The sequence below is a fragment of the Serratia sp. GW822-FHT06D09 genome (assembly GCF_058799515.1).
The window spans coordinates 751,317-766,921 of the sequence record NZ_JBXALO010000002.1 but is presented as its reverse complement, the minus strand read 5'-3'; the positions used below and the strand labels follow the sequence as shown (position 1 = coordinate 766,921).

At 48.1% G+C, this 15,605-nt stretch carries 26 protein-coding genes; 14 read left to right on the top strand and 12 right to left on the bottom strand.

Translation table 11 applies throughout. The features are described from left to right. The first annotated feature begins 2 nt into the window (after nt 1–2). Nucleotides 3–716 carry a two-component system response regulator DcuR gene (gene dcuR, locus AC1RKG_RS07450; protein ID WP_020826394.1) on the top strand — a complete coding sequence of 238 codons (714 nt, stop codon included), beginning with the start codon at nt 3–5 and terminating at the stop codon, nt 714–716. Nucleotides 717–832: 116 nt separating this feature from the next. Continuing rightward, nucleotides 833–985, top strand: a complete 153-nt coding sequence (locus AC1RKG_RS07445) for a hypothetical protein (RefSeq protein ID WP_236591356.1) — start codon at nt 833–835, stop codon at nt 983–985. Here AC1RKG_RS07445 and AC1RKG_RS07440 read toward each other — a convergent pair. The 7 genes from AC1RKG_RS07440 to fabV form a co-directional block, all read right to left on the bottom strand. Continuing rightward, nucleotides 982–1,341 carry a hypothetical protein gene (locus AC1RKG_RS07440; protein ID WP_142815420.1) on the bottom strand — a complete coding sequence of 120 codons (360 nt, stop codon included), beginning with the start codon at nt 1,339–1,341 and terminating at the stop codon, nt 982–984. The genes AC1RKG_RS07445 and AC1RKG_RS07440 overlap by 4 nt on opposite strands. A gap of 42 nt (nt 1,342–1,383) precedes the next feature. Continuing rightward, on the bottom strand, nt 1,384–1,692 hold the full coding sequence (locus tag AC1RKG_RS07435; protein WP_409325093.1) for a hypothetical protein: 309 nt from the start codon (nt 1,690–1,692) through the stop codon (nt 1,384–1,386). Nucleotides 1,693–1,720: 28 nt separating this feature from the next. Continuing rightward, a complete protein-coding gene (locus AC1RKG_RS07430) occupies nt 1,721–2,041 on the bottom strand; it encodes a hypothetical protein (protein ID WP_493182528.1) in 321 nt (106 codons plus the stop codon). 177 nt (nt 2,042–2,218) lie between these two features. Beyond that, complete coding sequence (locus AC1RKG_RS07425) at nt 2,219–2,443, bottom strand: hypothetical protein (RefSeq protein WP_122078620.1); 225 nt, start codon at nt 2,441–2,443, stop codon at nt 2,219–2,221. 221 nt (nt 2,444–2,664) lie between these two features. Then, nucleotides 2,665–2,880 carry a helix-turn-helix domain-containing protein gene (locus tag AC1RKG_RS07420; RefSeq protein ID WP_041415317.1) on the bottom strand — a complete coding sequence of 72 codons (216 nt, stop codon included), beginning with the start codon at nt 2,878–2,880 and terminating at the stop codon, nt 2,665–2,667. Between the two features lie 7 nt (nt 2,881–2,887). Beyond that, the gene (locus AC1RKG_RS07415) at nt 2,888–3,451 is read right to left on the bottom strand and encodes a DUF2975 domain-containing protein (protein WP_048760583.1); all 564 of its coding nucleotides are present in this window, start codon (nt 3,449–3,451) and stop codon (nt 2,888–2,890) included. Between the two features lie 142 nt (nt 3,452–3,593). After that, complete coding sequence (gene fabV / locus AC1RKG_RS07410; RefSeq protein WP_020826387.1) at nt 3,594–4,793, bottom strand: enoyl-ACP reductase FabV; 1,200 nt, start codon at nt 4,791–4,793, stop codon at nt 3,594–3,596. A gap of 148 nt (nt 4,794–4,941) precedes the next feature. On the opposite strand from fabV, the gene AC1RKG_RS07405 reads away from it, so the two are divergent. Then, nucleotides 4,942–5,853, top strand: a complete 912-nt coding sequence (locus AC1RKG_RS07405; RefSeq protein WP_238387444.1) for an aminoglycoside phosphotransferase family protein — start codon at nt 4,942–4,944, stop codon at nt 5,851–5,853. 43 nt (nt 5,854–5,896) lie between these two features. Here AC1RKG_RS07405 and AC1RKG_RS07400 read toward each other — a convergent pair whose 3' ends face one another. After that, a complete protein-coding gene (locus AC1RKG_RS07400; RefSeq protein ID WP_041415315.1) occupies nt 5,897–6,247 on the bottom strand; it encodes a DUF4377 domain-containing protein in 351 nt (116 codons plus the stop codon). Nucleotides 6,248–6,594: 347 nt separating this feature from the next. On the opposite strand from AC1RKG_RS07400, the gene AC1RKG_RS07395 reads away from it, so the two are divergent. The 3 genes from AC1RKG_RS07395 to AC1RKG_RS07385 all read left to right on the top strand — a co-directional run bounded on the left by AC1RKG_RS07395 (nt 6,595) and on the right by AC1RKG_RS07385 (nt 9,632). Next, a complete protein-coding gene (locus AC1RKG_RS07395) occupies nt 6,595–7,095 on the top strand; it encodes a DUF4136 domain-containing protein (protein WP_244995214.1) in 501 nt (166 codons plus the stop codon). A 440-nt stretch (nt 7,096–7,535) separates the two neighbouring features. Then, nucleotides 7,536–8,411 carry a retron St85 family effector protein gene (locus tag AC1RKG_RS07390; protein WP_493182525.1) on the top strand — a complete coding sequence of 292 codons (876 nt, stop codon included), beginning with the start codon at nt 7,536–7,538 and terminating at the stop codon, nt 8,409–8,411. Nucleotides 8,412–8,693: 282 nt separating this feature from the next. Next, the gene (locus AC1RKG_RS07385; RefSeq protein ID WP_319876985.1) at nt 8,694–9,632 is read left to right on the top strand and encodes a retron St85 family RNA-directed DNA polymerase; all 939 of its coding nucleotides are present in this window, start codon (nt 8,694–8,696) and stop codon (nt 9,630–9,632) included. Nucleotides 9,633–9,686: 54 nt separating this feature from the next. Here AC1RKG_RS07385 and AC1RKG_RS07380 read toward each other — a convergent pair whose 3' ends face one another. Together AC1RKG_RS07380 and AC1RKG_RS07375 are read right to left on the bottom strand one after the other, a co-directional pair. After that, nucleotides 9,687–10,565, bottom strand: a complete 879-nt coding sequence (locus tag AC1RKG_RS07380) for a BRCT domain-containing protein (protein WP_493182524.1) — start codon at nt 10,563–10,565, stop codon at nt 9,687–9,689. Between the two features lie 18 nt (nt 10,566–10,583). Beyond that, on the bottom strand, nt 10,584–11,429 hold the full coding sequence (locus AC1RKG_RS07375; RefSeq protein WP_493182522.1) for a phage repressor protein CI: 846 nt from the start codon (nt 11,427–11,429) through the stop codon (nt 10,584–10,586). A gap of 115 nt (nt 11,430–11,544) precedes the next feature. Here AC1RKG_RS07375 and AC1RKG_RS07370 point away from each other — a divergent pair, with 115 nt between their 5' ends. The 3 genes from AC1RKG_RS07370 to AC1RKG_RS07360 are packed head-to-tail and all read left to right on the top strand — an operon-like array spanning nt 11,545 to nt 12,725. Further along, nucleotides 11,545–11,937, top strand: a complete 393-nt coding sequence (locus AC1RKG_RS07370; protein WP_493182520.1) for a hypothetical protein — start codon at nt 11,545–11,547, stop codon at nt 11,935–11,937. Nucleotides 11,938–11,968: 31 nt separating this feature from the next. Continuing rightward, nucleotides 11,969–12,478: a phage regulatory CII family protein gene (locus AC1RKG_RS07365; protein WP_048760568.1), complete on the top strand. Its 510-nt coding sequence runs from the start codon at nt 11,969–11,971 to the stop codon at nt 12,476–12,478. Between the two features lie 7 nt (nt 12,479–12,485). Further along, on the top strand, nt 12,486–12,725 hold the full coding sequence (locus AC1RKG_RS07360) for a phage filamentation protein Fil family protein (RefSeq protein ID WP_414711853.1): 240 nt from the start codon (nt 12,486–12,488) through the stop codon (nt 12,723–12,725). Here AC1RKG_RS07360 and AC1RKG_RS07355 read toward each other — a convergent pair. Then, nucleotides 12,658–13,113, bottom strand: coding sequence for a hypothetical protein (locus tag AC1RKG_RS07355; protein WP_046373862.1), 456 nt, complete (start codon nt 13,111–13,113; stop codon nt 12,658–12,660). The genes AC1RKG_RS07360 and AC1RKG_RS07355 overlap by 68 nt on opposite strands. Between AC1RKG_RS07355 and AC1RKG_RS07350 the strand changes: the two genes are divergently transcribed. The 5 genes from AC1RKG_RS07350 to AC1RKG_RS07330 all read left to right on the top strand — a co-directional run bounded on the left by AC1RKG_RS07350 (nt 13,112) and on the right by AC1RKG_RS07330 (nt 15,072). Next, on the top strand, nt 13,112–13,333 hold the full coding sequence (locus tag AC1RKG_RS07350; protein WP_046373863.1) for a hypothetical protein: 222 nt from the start codon (nt 13,112–13,114) through the stop codon (nt 13,331–13,333). The two genes, AC1RKG_RS07355 and AC1RKG_RS07350, sit on opposite strands and share 2 nt — an antisense overlap. Before the next feature lies 1 nt (nt 13,334). Continuing rightward, nucleotides 13,335–13,688 (top strand): DUF5347 family protein, encoded by a 354-nt coding sequence (locus tag AC1RKG_RS07345; RefSeq protein ID WP_046373864.1) that lies wholly within the window; start codon nt 13,335–13,337, stop codon nt 13,686–13,688. 66 nt (nt 13,689–13,754) lie between these two features. Next, nucleotides 13,755–14,027, top strand: coding sequence for a DUF2732 family protein (locus AC1RKG_RS07340; protein WP_048760566.1), 273 nt, complete (start codon nt 13,755–13,757; stop codon nt 14,025–14,027). After that, entirely contained in the window at nt 14,027–14,245 is a 219-nt protein-coding gene (locus AC1RKG_RS07335; RefSeq protein WP_493182518.1) for a TraR/DksA family transcriptional regulator, read from the top strand. Before AC1RKG_RS07340 ends, AC1RKG_RS07335 begins: the two co-directional genes overlap by 1 nt. Before the next feature lie 2 nt (nt 14,246–14,247). Beyond that, nucleotides 14,248–15,072, top strand: a complete 825-nt coding sequence (locus AC1RKG_RS07330) for a DNA adenine methylase (protein ID WP_493182516.1) — start codon at nt 14,248–14,250, stop codon at nt 15,070–15,072. Between the two features lie 204 nt (nt 15,073–15,276). On the opposite strand, the gene AC1RKG_RS07325 is transcribed toward AC1RKG_RS07330, so the two are convergent. Continuing rightward, nucleotides 15,277–15,573, bottom strand: coding sequence for a hypothetical protein (locus tag AC1RKG_RS07325; RefSeq protein ID WP_149572974.1), 297 nt, complete (start codon nt 15,571–15,573; stop codon nt 15,277–15,279). Nucleotides 15,574–15,605: the final 32 nt, after the last annotated feature.

The window sequence follows — 15,605 nt, the reverse complement described above, 5'->3', positions numbered from 1 at the left end:
CCATGATTAACGTATTGATTATTGATGACGACCCGATGGTAGCGGAGTTGAACAAATACTACCTCAGCCAGGTAAGCGGCTTTCACTGTCAGGCCACCGTCGCTACGCTGGCGCAGGCACGCGAGTTGCTGGCCGATACCGATCTCAGTATCGATCTGGTCCTGCTCGATATCTATATGCAGCAGGAGAATGGCCTGGATCTGCTGCCTGGCCTGCGCGAGCTGGGTGAAAAAACCGACGTCATTATCATTTCCTCCGCCAGCGACGTGGACACGGTGCAACGCGCCTTGCACTACGGCGTGGTGGATTATCTGATTAAACCCTTCCAGTTCGGCCGTTTCAAAGAGGCGCTGAGTAACTACCAGCAGCAGTCGCAGATCCTGGCACAGCGCGAATTCTCACAGGCCGATGTCGACAGCCTGCTGCGGCGTCAGCCCAACAGCAGCGAAGGCAAGAAACTGCCGAAAGGGTTAACCAGCATTACGCTGAGTACGGTATGCGAATGGATCGAACAGCAGCACGATGGGGAGTTTTCGACCGACAACCTGGCCAACGCTATCGGCATTTCGCGCGTATCCTGCCGTAAATACCTTATCTATCTGGCGGAAAGTGGCATTCTGGGCACCCGCATCCTGTACGGCACCACCGGCAGACCGGTCTATCTTTACCAGTTAAAGCCGGACGCGGTCGCCATGCTGAAAGAGTATTGCCGCTAGACGATGCCCCCTGGGGGCTCATCACGCATCATTGCGTCCAGGGGCCACTCTTTTAATCTCACTACCTTTGCAGAAAGGTGCGCAGCGCGGCGACAAAATCCTCTTGGCGCGCCACGTTGGACAGATGCACCACCGGTAACACCAGCAATTCGCCTGCTGCCAGTGAAATCCACGCCGTCTGGCCTCACAGCCGTTATTTACCGGCCAAAACGCGGGCGGCGATCGACATCCTGCTGGCGCAGATGCCAAGCCAGTTGCCAGGGAACTAAGGGTGGCGTTTGTGCCCGGGAAAATCCGTCATCCCGCGCGGCAGGTTGCACAATTTGCGGTATTCTTGTTTCCGCCTGCCACAAGGGTAGTGGTACTCGCCATACAGCGTTTTAAGCTGCTGCCGGTTCGCCTGCTCGGCGGCGGCGCGTTGCCGTTCCAATTCAAGCGCCTTCTCATTGGCCAACGCCACGCCCTCGGCACTCCATACTTTATGTTTTAACCCGCTGCGCTTTTGCTGGTACTCCTCAGAGATTTTGTTATCCAGCGGCTGTGCGGCATGGTATTGCCAGTCAACCGACGCCTGCAATGAGAAGCAAGACCACTGCGCCACGCAGGCAAGAAAAATCCGTTTCACTGATAGACTCCCGATATTAAATTCACCTGTTGACTCACAAAACTATCTTCTGGCTATGGCGCTCTTACCGACTAAAAACAGCGGCACAGGCGTTGCCCGACATACACGCGGCAACATCGCGGACTCCAGCGTTTTGCGCTCAAGGCGTATCACGGCAAGACGCACCTGTTCCGAACGTATTTGCTCTACGTACCACAGATGTTGCAACAGCCCGTTAAACCGTAATCGGTAATCCACACTGCTTTCCCCCGTCTCGAAACCGGCGCGCTGAGCGTGCTTGTCGACAAACGAATAGCAACAAGAAGACGCCAACAGGGCGAGTGCCGCTGTCATCAAAGAGGTCAATTTCAAAAGCAAAAAACTCCATTAGTGCATGAGGTTAGCAACCGTTGATAAGCAGCAGTTGTTCTTCGCGCGGCAATGCCGATGGATGCGGTTCACTCGCGGCGGCAGCCTTGCCCCTCTGCCCTTTGCAGGCTTTACGCTGAGCCAGCGTATTGTCTTCACTTTGCGTCGATATCAGAGGTCGCTGTTTCTCGTTGCCCATCTCGTCCCAGAAGTCAAGAGCCACCTCTTTGAGTTTCTTGCGAAACAGCACCGAAGAGACGCCTTCATGCTCCCGCTCATAACGCGCGGCGGCAGCCTGCTGGCACCAGGGCAACAATAGACATATGAAAATAACGGGGATGCCTTTTTCCACAATAAACTCCTGTAATAAAGCCCATAATGGCGCTCATTCCCATTAAATAATGAAAAGCACTTATTGCTGTTAAAATAAAAAACGCGAGAAGAACAACATATTACCCGGCAAAGCGTAAACCTTAATTAAATGAGTGCCATTGGGTTTATAATTCGCAGGATAAATATATTTAGTGAATTAGCGATCCCACAATGTTGACCAATCGATGGTTCCACCGATACTCGGCCCTCTCTCGTTAAGCACCGCAGAAGCCGACTCTCCTGCGCTGATGCGCTGCCGTTGCTCACGTGTCGCCGGCTTTGGCTGTTCCCAGCCAGGGCTTGAAGACGAAAAGCCGGGTTGAATATTGCTGCAACCGCTTAGCATAATTAACAATACCGGGATCCCTTGGTAAAATTTCATATATCCTCCTTTAAAATAAACGCTATCGTTAGCAACGGTAAATAAAAAAATGACTTTTTTTAGTTTAATAACCCCCCTTCAAACGCGAGCAACGTCAAAACGACCTTATTAATTTTAAATAAGGTGACTAATGATTTAATTGACAATAAAAAGGCTTACAGTACCGACGATAATAATTAATCAATATATTGACGATATGGCGCGCAAAGCACGCCACCGCGCTAGTCTTGGTTATCCGGTTGCCAGGCCAGGAGATCGCCAGGCTGGCAGTCGAGGATCCGGCAGATTTTATCTAACGTCTCCAGCCTCACGCCCTTCACCTTGCCGTTCTTCAGCAGGGACAGGTTTTGTTCGGTGATGCCCACCTGTTCCGCCAGTTCCTTCGAACGCATCTTCCTTTTGGCCAACATGACATCAAGACTTACTATTATCGCCACTCTATTCTCACACGAAAGAAAGCTGTTCTTCATTCAGCCGCAACGCTTCCAGGAACACCCGGCTAAACACCAGGATTGCGCAGCCTACGATCAGCGAGCGTACCGATTCGCTGTTGATACCATAATAAATTATTAGCAGCATTTTTTCATTGGCCGTCAGTATCATCACCTGCAACATCCCGGCCAGCGAGGGGAAAAGCACATCGACAATCAGCAGGATACCGATGATCTGTAACAGCAGCATATTGTTGCGGTGCCAAACGTTGCCGCGATAGAACTGGTAAAACAGCCCGGCGCCGCACAGTAATGCGCTGTAATAAGGCACGTAGGCGAACATGTCCAACAACAGGGTGGCCACTAAAGCCCAGCGTTGCTGCGGAACGGCATAGGCGTTCAGTTCTGGGTAATAGTCACGGTAGGACGCCACGATGCTGTTGAACGCCTCGCCCTGCACCCAACCCTGGACAATCATAAACATCTCCACGCCGGTGCTGACAATCAGCATCGTCATGATCAACAAACACAAGCAACGTACATAAAGCGGAAGGTGGATCCGTGGCGCAGCGCCCATAGCGATTTCATCCTTAAAAACAGCAATAAATTATCGTAAAACGATAATTTATTGCTGTCAACGATCAACTGGACTGATGAGCGGCTGGGTGACAGGCGTAAAAAAGGCCGGAAACCCGGCCCTTTCTCAATGCTCGATGGATTTAGACCAGCTCAATCACATCAAACTTAACTTCACCGCTGAGGTCGGCTTCGTAATCAACGCCTTGCAGACCAAAACCGAACAGACGCAGGAACTCGGCCTTGTAGCCCAGGTAATCGGTCAGTTCGTTGATGTTGCTGTCGTCGATTTGTGCCCAGATTTCACGGCAGGTGTTCTGCACGTCGTCGCGCAGTTCCCAGTCGTCCAGACGCAGACGGTGCTTCTCATCGGTATCCGGTGCGGTGCCGCTGTACAGCTTGGTGGCGAACAGACGTTGGATCTGCTCGATACAGCCCTCGTGGATCCCCTGCGCTTTCATGATTTTGAAAACGATAGAGATATACAGTGGCATGACCGGGATAGCGGAGGAAGCCTGAGTCACTACCGACTTCAGTACGGCAACGTAAGCCGCGCCGCCTTTGGCCTTCAGTTTCTGATCGATGGCCTGCGCCGCGCGATCCAGGTCTTCTTTGGCTTTGCCCAGCGTACCGTGCCAGTAGATTGGCCAGGTCAGATCGGTACCGATGTAGGAGTAAGCGACTGCCTGCACGTTGTCCGCCAGCACGCCGGCTTCTTCCAGTGCGTCCATCCACAGCTGCCAGTCCTGGCCGCCCATCACTTTGACGGTATCGGCAATTTCCTGCTCGTTGGCCGGTTCAACCACGGCTTCAACCAGCACGTCTTTATTGGTGTCGAGCGCCACGGATTTGTACGGTTCGCCGATAGGTTTCAGCGCAGAGCGCACCACTTCACCGGTTTCCGGCATTTTACGCACCGGCGAAGCCAGTGAGTAAACCACCATGTCGATCTGGCCCAGATCCTGTTTGATCAGGTCAATGACCGTTTGGCGGCATTCGTTGGAGAACGCATCGCCGTTAACGCTTTTCGCGTACAGGCCTTCTTCTTTAGCTGCCTTGTCAAAACCGGCAGAGTTATACCAACCGGCAGAACCGGTTTTGCCTTCGCTGCCCGGCTTTTCAAAAAATACGCCGATAGTGGCCGCACCGCTGCCGAAAGCGGCATTGATACGTGACGCCAGGCCGTAACCGGTGGAAGCACCGATCACCAGCACTTTTTTCGGCCCGTTTTTCAGTTCGCCACGTGATTTAACGTAGGCGATTTGCTCACGGACATTGGCTTCACAACCTGCCGGGTGAGCGGTAGTGCAGATAAAACCACGAATTTTAGGTTTGATAATCATAGTAATTTTTTCTTGGTAGCTAAAAACCGAAGGACAATATACCTGATTTTATCAATATACTTAAGCTGGGTGCATGGCAGATTTGCAACAAGCCCAGTGAGCAGACCAGTCTCACTCGTTAAATCTCAGCCTTGAAGGAAGTGCGCACGTGAGTTTTATCGCCAAATTACACGCCGACGAAGTGGATATTGATCTCAACCTGGTGACTTCCATGCTCACCGACCAGTTTCCACAGTGGGCGGCGCTGGCGATAGCGCCGGTCGCTATTGCCGGTACCGATAACGTGATGCTGCGGCTGGGCGACGAGCTCTATATTCGTCTGCCGCGCACGCCGTCTGCAGCGGCGGCACTTGAGCGGGAAAACCGTTACCCGGCGTTGCTAGCCCGTTATCTGCCGGTCCCGGTTCCCGTTCCGCTGGCGCAAGGTCAGCCGCAAGCAGGCTACCCTTTCAACTGGTGCGTAGGCCGTTGGATCCAGGGGCAAATGCCGGTTTGCGGCGAAGGCAGCCATGGGCTGGCGCAACAGCTGGGGGAATTTGTCCACGCACTGCATACCATCCCTGTTACCGAGCCTGAGCTGCAAAAGAGCCTGACCTCCTATCGTGGCGGCCCGCTTGGCGCCAGAGACACCCTCACCCGCAACGCGATAGCGCAATGTGGTGACTATCTCGATACGGACATTCTGCTGCACGTATGGGAAACCGTTAGCCAGATACAGGAGCACAACGCTACCCCATGCTGGATCCACACCGATATCCAGCCGGGCAACCTGTTGGTCAACGAAGGTAAGTTAGCGGCGGTGATCGACTGGGGCGGTATGGCGATTGGCGATCCGGCGGTGGATTTGATTGTCGCGTGGAATTTATTGAGTCAGGACAACCGCGAGGATTTTAAACGCGCCGTGGATACCGATAAAGCCACCTGGCTGCGTGGCCGTGCCTGGGCATTGTCGATTGGCGTGATTGCGTATGCGTATTACGTTGAAAAAGAGCCTGCGTTGGCGCGGACTTCGCGCTATCAGATTGAGCAGGTAGCGGCGGACGTTGGGTTATCGCTTTGAGGTTATCAGGTCAGGACATTCAGCCCTGACCTGCATACGGCTATCAGACTTTGTTCTTTTCCAACTGCTCAACCAGCGTATAGCGCAGTGAAGAAGCGTCTGCCGGGACGTTTTCCAGTTCGGTCACTTTAACCTTCAGGCGGTAGCGGTAACCGGGCTCGAAGGTAAAACCTTCGATCTGGCTGTAAAACATTTCCCACTGCCCCTGCACAGAGTGGCGAACCTGCATGCATTTCATTGGGGCAACGCCCATGCAATCTACCAGCGCGCTGTTAACCAGCAACACTTCCGTATGATCTCCGTCTTTATTCACGGGTTGGCTCACTTTCGCTCCCTCCTGGCTGCAGCCGGCGAGGCCGACTAAGGCGATAAATAACAACGCTTTGATTTTCAACGTAATGCACCATTGAGACTTTAGGTGGGCCGATAGTAACAAAGCCACTGCCACCGCGGCCAGCAGCATGTTCTTAATTTTCAGTGAACGAGCCGAAACTCCGGCGTATCGCTACAGGTTTGGGTATCCGCGACCTGAATCCCCTGATGGCACATCCCTACGGAACAAAAATACGCCCGCTATTTCTGGCGCGGCCACTACGGGTTTTTCTAGTTCATACGGTACACACAACCCGCCCCTGCCAACCAGATTTGCCAAGCTCACCTTCTGGGGCTAAGTTTATGAAACTAATAATCCTACAGGGGTTTTCTATGCGTTCGCTTTCTTGCCTTTTGCTCGCAAGTTCCTTGGCTTTATTGTCGGGCTGCGCCAACCAGCCGCAGGTGACCAGCGACTATGACCACAGCACCAATTTTGGTCAATACCATACCTACGGCTTTGCTACAGAGGCCGAGGGGCAGTACTTAACGCTGACGGGTAAATATATTCATAGCGCCATAGCGCAACAGATGGAGCAGCGCGGCTATAAGCTGAGCGCATCCCCAGACCTGTTGGTTTACAGCAGCGCAATGAAACAAAACAAAGTGCAGGTAAATGACTCCCCCGCGCCGATTGGCCGCTGGGGCTATGCCGGCTGGGGCGGATACAATCAAACACTGTGGACCTACACCGAAGGCACCCTGACGGTGGATCTGGTGGACAGCAAGAAGAAACAGCTGGTCTGGCGCGGAACCGCCAGCGACACGCTCAACTCCGACGCGCAACCTGCCAGCCAGGCGCAGCTTCAACAGGCGGTAGCCGCGCTGTTTGCCGCTTATCCCTTCCGGGCGGGAGCTGCAAACCGCTGATGGTTTTGAGTCATTAACAGGAAAGTTTAGCCACCCGCGCAAGCCCTATTTCAGCCAATAGGGCTTGATGTATCTGTTGCACTGTTAAGCTGACAGATCACCACGTTATCCCCCCAACACCTCACGTCCCCCTCGTAGCAATCATGCAAAAAAACGATCTTCCTCTGTAGCGCGTTTTGTTACCGGAATTTGAGTCTGGGGAAAGCAGGGGTTGCAGCTTATTTTTTCTAATTTCTAAAATACGCTTATAAATCAAACACAAAAAAAGACCGAATACGATTCATATTATAATTTACTGTTATTTATCAAATGGTTAAAATAGTTTAATCATTTATTTGACTACAAAATGGCTACACACTCCCCACCCTGAACCCTATTGATTTCTTGCAAAGATAGAAATAAAGTGTTAAAGAAAGAAAAAACATTAAGATTCAATAACAATGATAATCAATAATATCCATGAAACAGTATTTAACTCTCTGGCCAAAGAAATAAAAGGCGTGATAAAGAATGGGCTTGATGATTCAAAGAAAGTAATATTTATTTGTGGAAAGGATAAAAGCGATAAAAATAGCTATCGGTATAAAATTTCATTACTTCTAGAAAAAGAAAAAAGCTATCAACTTGCATACCCCGAGGACCTTTTTGAAGATTTACTAGAAGGACAAGCAGGTAATAGCCTTTTAGCTTTGGAAGAACAGTTGGCCGAAGCCGTCGACTTAATAATTTTAATACCAGAAAGCCCTGGTTCATTTGCTGAACTTGGTGCTTTTTCAATGAGACAAGAGCTAGCAAAAAAAATGTTGGTTTTAAGACAAGGCAAGTATAAGTCGGATAAAAGTTTTATAAATCACGGGCCAATACGCCTAATTCGATCGGCAAAGGGACATGTACAAGACATACCTACTGATTTTGAACCATCACGCAGTGCGCACTCTCTCCCAATATTAAAGCAAGTCAGTAAAATGATTCCTTCAAGAAGAAAAAAAAGGAACATTGATAATATACTCATGTATCAAAATCATATATTGCTATTGATTTATTTATTTGACAACATGACACAGTCATCATTGAACAAATTACTTGGGATCATTCTCGAGCGAAAACTACTAAATCAAGACTATATAGCAAGCAAAGCAGCATTACATTCGTTAATTCGTTCTTCTTTAATAGAGAAAAATCACGAAACTTTCCAAATAAAAGAGAAAGGTTTTGACGACATCAACGCAAGATATTATGCAATTAATGAAATAAATGCCATTCGAATCAAGATCATGAACAAACAATTAGGTAGACAATTAAGCAAAAATATGTAATATTCTTAGAGCTAGCTCCTAAGCGGGATCGAGCTGTTAATGCTAGGCCTTATGCATAAACAGTGAGGTTTAGTGGATAGAGAATCAGTTGCTCTATACCCACAAGTTAACTTTCGCACTGGCGTGCGATCGAGGCACCGAAACCACGTATGTAGTTTCGGTGCCTCGTACGCACTTCGGTAGGCCGAAACGCCTTGCGGCTAAGCGGCCCTACCACTTTAGTCGTTAGGAGCTAGCACTTCATAAATCAAAATAATTAGAAGTAAATTCGGAGAATGTACGATGGCAAACCGCTATCAAGGATTATTCACGCAGAGATTATTATCCTTACCCATCCTACAAAGCATCGATGACTTGGCAATACGCACTCGACTCCCAGTTTCTTTAATATCTAAATATTTGCGGAATAATACCAGATATTATAGACACCTAGTTCTCAAGAAAAAAACAGGCGGTTTCCGGCCAATTGACAACCCAAATGTAGAGTTAAAAGCTTTGCAAAGATGGATATTAAAAAACTTACTAATAAATCTATCTCCGTCTATCTATGCTAAGGGTTTCATTAAAGGAATCTCAATCACTGAAAATGCAGCACCACACAGTGGAAACCAGTATATATTATCTATAGACCTCAAAGATTTTTTCTCCACTGTAAAAGCATCACATGTATTTACTGTTTTTAAGTCTGTTGGTTACTCGAAAAAAATATCTTATGCCCTAACATCAATTTGCACATTGAATGGAGTACTTCCACAAGGTGCGCCAACATCTCCTGCTTTGTCAAACTTAGTTTGCTTAAGATTAGATCAAAGAATAGGGAAATATTGTGATAATAAAGCACTAACTTATACTCGTTATGCAGATGACATAACCATTTCAGGAAACAAGCTGGCCGTAATAAGAAAAGCTTGGCGTATTGTCAGACTCATAATAGAAAGCGAAGGTTATTTCATAAACAAAAACAAAGAGATCTTATCAGGTCCTCAATCGCAGAGAAAAGTTACTGGATTAATTGTTACTCCAAAAGTTGGCCTTGGCAGAGAAAAATATAATCATTATCGTAAAGAAATATTCATATTAGTAAAAAAAGATGATGAATATAGCACTTACAAGATACAAGGTATACTTTCATTCATCAAAAGCGTTGACATTGAAAGATATAAAAAAATTAAAGAATATTATGAATCCATAATAAAAAAGCCAACCGAAAAATCAGAATAACAATTAGCATCAAATCAGTTATAATAGGCGATAGTAGAAACTATCGCCGCATTTCTACATGTAAAAATATTTCCAAACTTCCTCACTTATTATTTTTATTGGCGAATTTCTATTATCTCGATAATCAACTGCTAACTCAATTTTTCTTCCATAACTTTTGTATCGCCAGTCTTTCGAGCTTAGAGCACCAATGATCAAGTAATCTAAATTTTGAGTAACTCGCTCGACAACTATACCACCTGCACTTTCAATAGCAGACTTGCATTCATCCCTACTGCCGCAAAGAAATCTACCGGTAAAACAAATAGTTGCTCCTTTAAGCTCTAAAGAATCGATATGCTGAACTGGCAATCGTGTCGCATTACCGTCAACAATACCTGAACTCATTTCAACTCCAGCAAAAGAAGATAAAGCCTGCATAAGCTGCAATCGTTCTTCTTCAGTGATTACTCCATCATCGAGTATATCTTTAACTAGCTTGTATAAATATTTTCCCGGATAATTACTTTTCAAAGCGCCATTAGAGGTAAGAAACCAATTAAGATAGCCTATCTCTGCATCATTTAATGATTGATTGGCGACAACACCTTTACACAATCCCTCTAGAAGGTGTTTATCTGACTCTATTGAATAAAGATCAATGTCTGGAATATCTAGCATTTTTGTTTGGATTTCAATCAAATCACTTTTGAACTTATCAAGTTCAGATTTCTCTATTATTCCATCATCAAGGATACGTGCTATTTTTTCTCTAATCAATTTAGAAAAATAATTATCTTTAATTATTTCTGATTCTAATAGCCACGTATCTAAATAGAGCAGTTCTTGTTCATCAATTTTGCTATCGCAAGTAAGCCCCTCAATTATGTTGATCAAATTTATCAATAACTTTTCTCTATTTCTTGAATAATTATAGCTGTTAGAATTTTCCATGTTTCCTCCAGAAATATGTTAGCTTGCTATAATTGTTTTTCTTACTTCACCAATACACTTAACGTCATCAACAGAACATTCAAAATTTGATGATAGACCTGTAACTTTTATCCTATTACCAGGTATACGAGAAATTAAGTAAATATCATGTACCCCATCTATACTAAGCAACCAGCTACCGTTACCTATGGTGTTTTTCCCAAAATCAACCAGCCAAGACTCGTTAGAACGTTCAACCAACCGTATCATGTCCGCACTGTCAGGGATAAAGGACGGATCACATACCCAAGAACCGATTTCTACTAACAAACCAGAGGCAATAGACATTCGGGGAATAGAAGCATAGGCACTTTCATAAGATACAGCGTCTGGATTGCCAGGATTACCTTGCCCTGTAGCCAACCATAATAACGACACGCCGGTATCTAACGCGCACGCAACAACTGCATCGCCGGGAAAATATTCACGCCTAACCCAAGTACTGATTGTTGCAGTTGAAATGTCCAAAAAATCACCGAGCTCTTTTTGAGTTCGAAACCCGTACGCATCTAGCATCCTTCGCAGCACAGGTTTTCCCCCTGCAGCTTGGACTTTTTCATATAAGGCTTTGCCACGAAGTGTGGATTTGCCAACTTCAATATTCGAATTTGCAAATTTCCCGGTTACTAACCAAGTAACATCAGCGCCAGTATCCAAGGCGCATCGCACAATTACCGTGCCCGGAACCTGCCCGCGCAAAAGCCACCCGCCTACGTTACTACTGGAAATCTCCAGTTTTTCAGCAAGCTCTTTCTGCATGCTAAACCCATAAGAAGAAAGGATTCTTTCTAAAACCTCTGACGCCACGGCGTTTTCTATACGCATCAAGATAACCTTAAATTCGATTTTCGTATTTACAGATACAAAAAACGGATCTACGATAGATACACACCACATGTAACACCGTAGAACACAAGCCACTAACCGGAGATATTGCTTTATGTCTCATGATATTGCAAACCCCCAGGCCGCCCCTGCCACGCCTTTTTCACCTGTGCAGATTGCAAATATGCTTCTGCCCGGTCTGAACGGCGCCATTTTGGAAGCAGTGCAGCGCGCAGTTGCTATGCACACCTCCCCGACCATGTCCAAAGAGGACTTCATTGCCGTTAACGGCATCAGCGCATCCGTGCTGGAGAAATGGATCGCAAACGGCGTTGTGCTGCTGGCGCCAACCCCTACCACTACCGTGAAACAAAACCGAAAGAACCGGAAGACCGGCGTGATCGAAGAGGTCACGATGACCAAACACGGTAACGCCCTGATCAACCTCGAAGCGTGGCGCGAGAAAAACCGCCAGGTTGCGATCAAATGCCGTTACATCCGCGGTTAATTCGATTATTCGAATTTTGAAGGGTTAAACCATGTTTGATTATCAAGTCTCTAAACAGGCGCACTACGAAGAAGCCTGCCGCCGATTCGCGACAAAGCACAACATCAAGCAGCTGAGCGCTGATGCTGGCATGTCGGCGCAGGTGCTGCGTAACAAGTTGAATCCAGACCAGCCGCACCGCCTGACGGTTGAGGAATTGCTGACGCTGACCGACCTCACCGAAGACCCGACGCTGATCGATGGGATGCTGGCGCAGCTGCACTGCCAGCCGTGCGTACCGATCAATGAGCTATCCAGCGGCAAAGTCGCGGCGTATGTGCTGAATGCCACCTCCGAAATCGGCAAGGTCGCGGCCGAGGCCGTTGCAGATGGCGCCATGACCTCCGCGCGCCGCGGTGCGATACGCGAAAGCGTTAATGCCGGCATTCGTTACATGACGCTGGCAGGACTTGCCATTCAGTCCCGCATCCATGCCAACCCGACAATGGCCTCAACCGTTGATGCCATCACCGCCGTTGGCGCGTCACTGGGCATGAGCTGAGGTGGACATGATGCCAATTTCTATTGCTCCCCTGCTCAAGCAGCAAAGTCAATTCCGCCACTTTGGCCACGGTTGGTTAGAACTCAAGAACGGTCAACGCTGGCACCCAGTGCAGTGCCGACTAGAGATAAAACAAGAGGAAAAGGTTGCGAGCCGTAAATCAGAGGTATTTGCATTTTTTAGGATCCAAGCGTTGAAATGCCTTGCCACAAGATACTTAAACCTGCGGTTAGTGCTTTGGAAGTGACTTGCCCAATGACGTCTTTAGTGCCTTCAGTCACTGCTCCTTTACTCGCTGCCAAAAGAGTATCACCGAAGGATTCCGTCAATGAATCAGGCGTCAATTTCAGTAACTCTAGGCCTTTTGCCGTAAGTACTGCATCGCTAAACGAAGCATATGGATGACCTTTAGCAGAAATATATCCGGCTTCGACAAGCCATTTTATTGTTGCAAATGCGATTTCACATTCTTTGCTTGGCACTGTGGCACCGTTTTCCAGCGTCACATCAATGGGGGCATCATCAATAAGATTTTTTATACGAATGGTCTTTTCAAGTGGGAAATTCTCATAGAGAAAAGCCAATGTCTTACCTGTTATTTCATTAAACAAATCAATATTGGAGCTTTTGGACATGACCACACCTACTCTTGCTGAAAAAAAAGATGAATACGACGCTTTGTATAGGTTATTCCGCATGACCGTTGAGATGCAACTTGGGTTGTGCATGGACAGTGTAAGAGCGAAGGCTCAGTGGCGCAAAATTCTGGCCAATGCTGATACATCTGTGTTGGCAGATGTACTGGCTGAGTGTCTTTATGAAGCTGGTCACAAAGCAATCACGAGTAAATCATGATATGGCTTTTACTGAAACTGCGCGCGCTGTGCCGCTGACACCGGGCCAGCGGGCCGACGGTTTACAGCACATCGCCGAATTGCGCCGGGATGTTTTCAAGTGCGACAGCACCGCTGAAATAAATCGATTTTTGGCAGACGTGCGCGACGAAAGCGATCCACGAAACAAAGGCAACATCCGGGCTCTGAGCGCCATTTTCTTTTTAGCTGGTATTAAGAAAGAGCGCCACGGGCTGGATTTCAATGAACTGACGAGTGAGGAGAAAAAAGCATTGGTCGATGCAATGAATAAATTCCGCGCAGTCGTGAGTTTATTCCCGAAGCATTTAAGCATGCCGAGAGAAATAACTTTTTAACCTGACCAGAAATTAATTGGCGTAAACCCGCCGGGCTTTTTATTACCTGAAGAAAGGAAAACCACAATGAGAAATATACAAAAACTGCCAATCACCATTGGTATCGATCCAGCCGCCGGCAACGATGTTTCAGTTGTACATCAGACCGCCTACCAGTTGGAAGAAATGCTGAAGCGCGCACGCATGGATGAGCGTAAGAACCAGGCCTCGGTGATGTCCACCAAGCTGGAAAATCTGGCCAACTCCATCATCGCCAAGGATTTGAGCCTTCGCGATGCCGTAGAGCTGCTGCGCCACGAAGCCGAATTCATCCAAAACCAGGCGATGGAGCTGCACTAATGGCCGACGCAATGGACATCGAACAGGAACGCCAGCAGCTGATCCTGAACGCTCAAATCGAACAGGCGCGCCGGAAACCGGCCGCCCCTTCCGCCTTTCTCTGTGAAGAGTGCGACGCGCAGATCCCAGAGGCACGCCGCCTTGCCGTTCCTGGTGCAGCCCGTTGCGCCAGCTGCCAGGAACTTCACGAAACAAAATCACGCCACTACCGGGGGTAGTTATGCTGAATTCCGCGTTGAAATGGGTGGGCGGAAAGCGCCGCATTATGGACACCCTGTGCCAACACCTGCCAACCGCACCAGGCCGCCGCCTGGTGGAGCCATTTGTGGGTTCCGCTACCGTTTTCCTGAACACCGACTTCGATTCCTACCTGCTGGCCGACATCAATGGCGACCTGATCAACTTCCACAACGTGGCCAAAGAGCACCCGGAAGAATTGATCGTGCTTGGCCAGTTGATGTTTGCCAATCACAAGGGCCAGGAAGGATATTTAGCGGTCCGTGCCAGCTTCAACCTCCGCATCGAAGTCAGCAATATCATGCGCGCGGCGAAGTTCCTCTACTTGAACCGCCACGGCTACAACGGCATGTGTCGCTACAACCGCCGCGGGGAGTTCAATATCCCTTACGGCAAGGTTGTTGATCCCTATTTCCCAGAGAAAGAGATTTACGCCTTCGCCGAGAAAGCGAAAAACGCCGTTTTCCTATGCTGTGACTTCACCGAAAGCATTGAAATGGCAGCGCCCGGCGATGTCATTTACTGCGATCCGCCATACATGCCTAAGACGAAGACAACCGGCTTTACCGATTACCACACTGAAGGCTTTGGCGAACTGCATCAGTACAACCTGATGTACTCGCTGCGTGCCGCCGCCGCGCGCGGTTGTCACGTTGTGGCCTCAAACAGCGATGTCGCCGAAGCGCTGCAGTGTTATGACGAGTTTGAGATCCACCACATCACCGCCCCGCGTTCCGTGAGTTGCAAAAGTGATGGGCGCGGGCGTGTCGGCGAAATCATCGCAACGATGGGAGGGATTACGGCGTGAACAATGTAACAACAATCAAGCCTAGTAGCGTTTTTACATTCAGTTGTAATGGCCGTGAATACGTTATTTCACATAAAGACGTCGCTTACTTCCACCCCTCAACAACTAATGAGGGCCAGCATTTCGTGATGATGCAAAACGGTAAGCAGTACCGAGCTGAAAACCTCGTAGAGATTACGAAGATGATCGGCCCGGGTGAAACAATCAGTGTGAGGAAGAAGCTTTGATCAAATTAAGAGTTTGCGAAGTTTCAAATGCGCTATCAAACACCTTCTTAGCAGATTGGTGGACCACTGCCCGCTCATCACTTTCAGGCTCAGTAAAACGAGCAATTTCGGTTCGCACAATATCTGTTATTACTGCTAATGAGGATGGGGATTTTGACGTTAATTCTTTCAATAACGCAGTAATCATTGCACCTTGCGCAGCAACGACTAACTCCAAAGTTTTCAGCTTTGCATCGACCTCTTCAACGCTCAGCTTTTCTACGTCATTAAGCATTTTATTCATTCCTTTTGCATGCGTGTGTAACG

Bases quoted from the DNA above. Each gene is read 5' to 3' on its own strand.
- dcuR (WP_020826394.1), top strand. From the start codon at position 3: ATGATTAACGTATTGATTATTGATGACGACCCGATGGTAGCGGAGTTG.
- AC1RKG_RS07425 (WP_122078620.1), bottom strand. From the start codon at position 2,443: ATGAAATTTTACCAAGGGATCCCGGTATTGTTAATTATGCTAAGCGGT.
- AC1RKG_RS07415 (WP_048760583.1), bottom strand. From the start codon at position 3,451: ATGGGCGCTGCGCCACGGATCCACCTTCCGCTTTATGTACGTTGCTTG.
- fabV (WP_020826387.1), bottom strand. From the start codon at position 4,793: ATGATTATCAAACCTAAAATTCGTGGTTTTATCTGCACTACCGCTCAC.
- AC1RKG_RS07390 (WP_493182525.1), top strand. From the start codon at position 7,536: ATGATAATCAATAATATCCATGAAACAGTATTTAACTCTCTGGCCAAA.
- AC1RKG_RS07385 (WP_319876985.1), top strand. From the start codon at position 8,694: ATGGCAAACCGCTATCAAGGATTATTCACGCAGAGATTATTATCCTTA.
- AC1RKG_RS07380 (WP_493182524.1), bottom strand. From the start codon at position 10,565: ATGGAAAATTCTAACAGCTATAATTATTCAAGAAATAGAGAAAAGTTA.
- AC1RKG_RS07375 (WP_493182522.1), bottom strand. From the start codon at position 11,429: ATGCGTATAGAAAACGCCGTGGCGTCAGAGGTTTTAGAAAGAATCCTT.
- AC1RKG_RS07370 (WP_493182520.1), top strand. From the start codon at position 11,545: ATGTCTCATGATATTGCAAACCCCCAGGCCGCCCCTGCCACGCCTTTT.
- AC1RKG_RS07365 (WP_048760568.1), top strand. From the start codon at position 11,969: ATGTTTGATTATCAAGTCTCTAAACAGGCGCACTACGAAGAAGCCTGC.
- AC1RKG_RS07360 (WP_414711853.1), top strand. From the start codon at position 12,486: ATGATGCCAATTTCTATTGCTCCCCTGCTCAAGCAGCAAAGTCAATTC.
- AC1RKG_RS07350 (WP_046373863.1), top strand. From the start codon at position 13,112: ATGACCACACCTACTCTTGCTGAAAAAAAAGATGAATACGACGCTTTG.
- AC1RKG_RS07355 (WP_046373862.1), bottom strand. From the start codon at position 13,113: ATGTCCAAAAGCTCCAATATTGATTTGTTTAATGAAATAACAGGTAAG.
- AC1RKG_RS07345 (WP_046373864.1), top strand. From the start codon at position 13,335: ATGGCTTTTACTGAAACTGCGCGCGCTGTGCCGCTGACACCGGGCCAG.
- AC1RKG_RS07340 (WP_048760566.1), top strand. From the start codon at position 13,755: ATGAGAAATATACAAAAACTGCCAATCACCATTGGTATCGATCCAGCC.
- AC1RKG_RS07335 (WP_493182518.1), top strand. From the start codon at position 14,027: ATGGCCGACGCAATGGACATCGAACAGGAACGCCAGCAGCTGATCCTG.
- AC1RKG_RS07330 (WP_493182516.1), top strand. From the start codon at position 14,248: ATGCTGAATTCCGCGTTGAAATGGGTGGGCGGAAAGCGCCGCATTATG.
- AC1RKG_RS07325 (WP_149572974.1), bottom strand. From the start codon at position 15,573: ATGCTTAATGACGTAGAAAAGCTGAGCGTTGAAGAGGTCGATGCAAAG.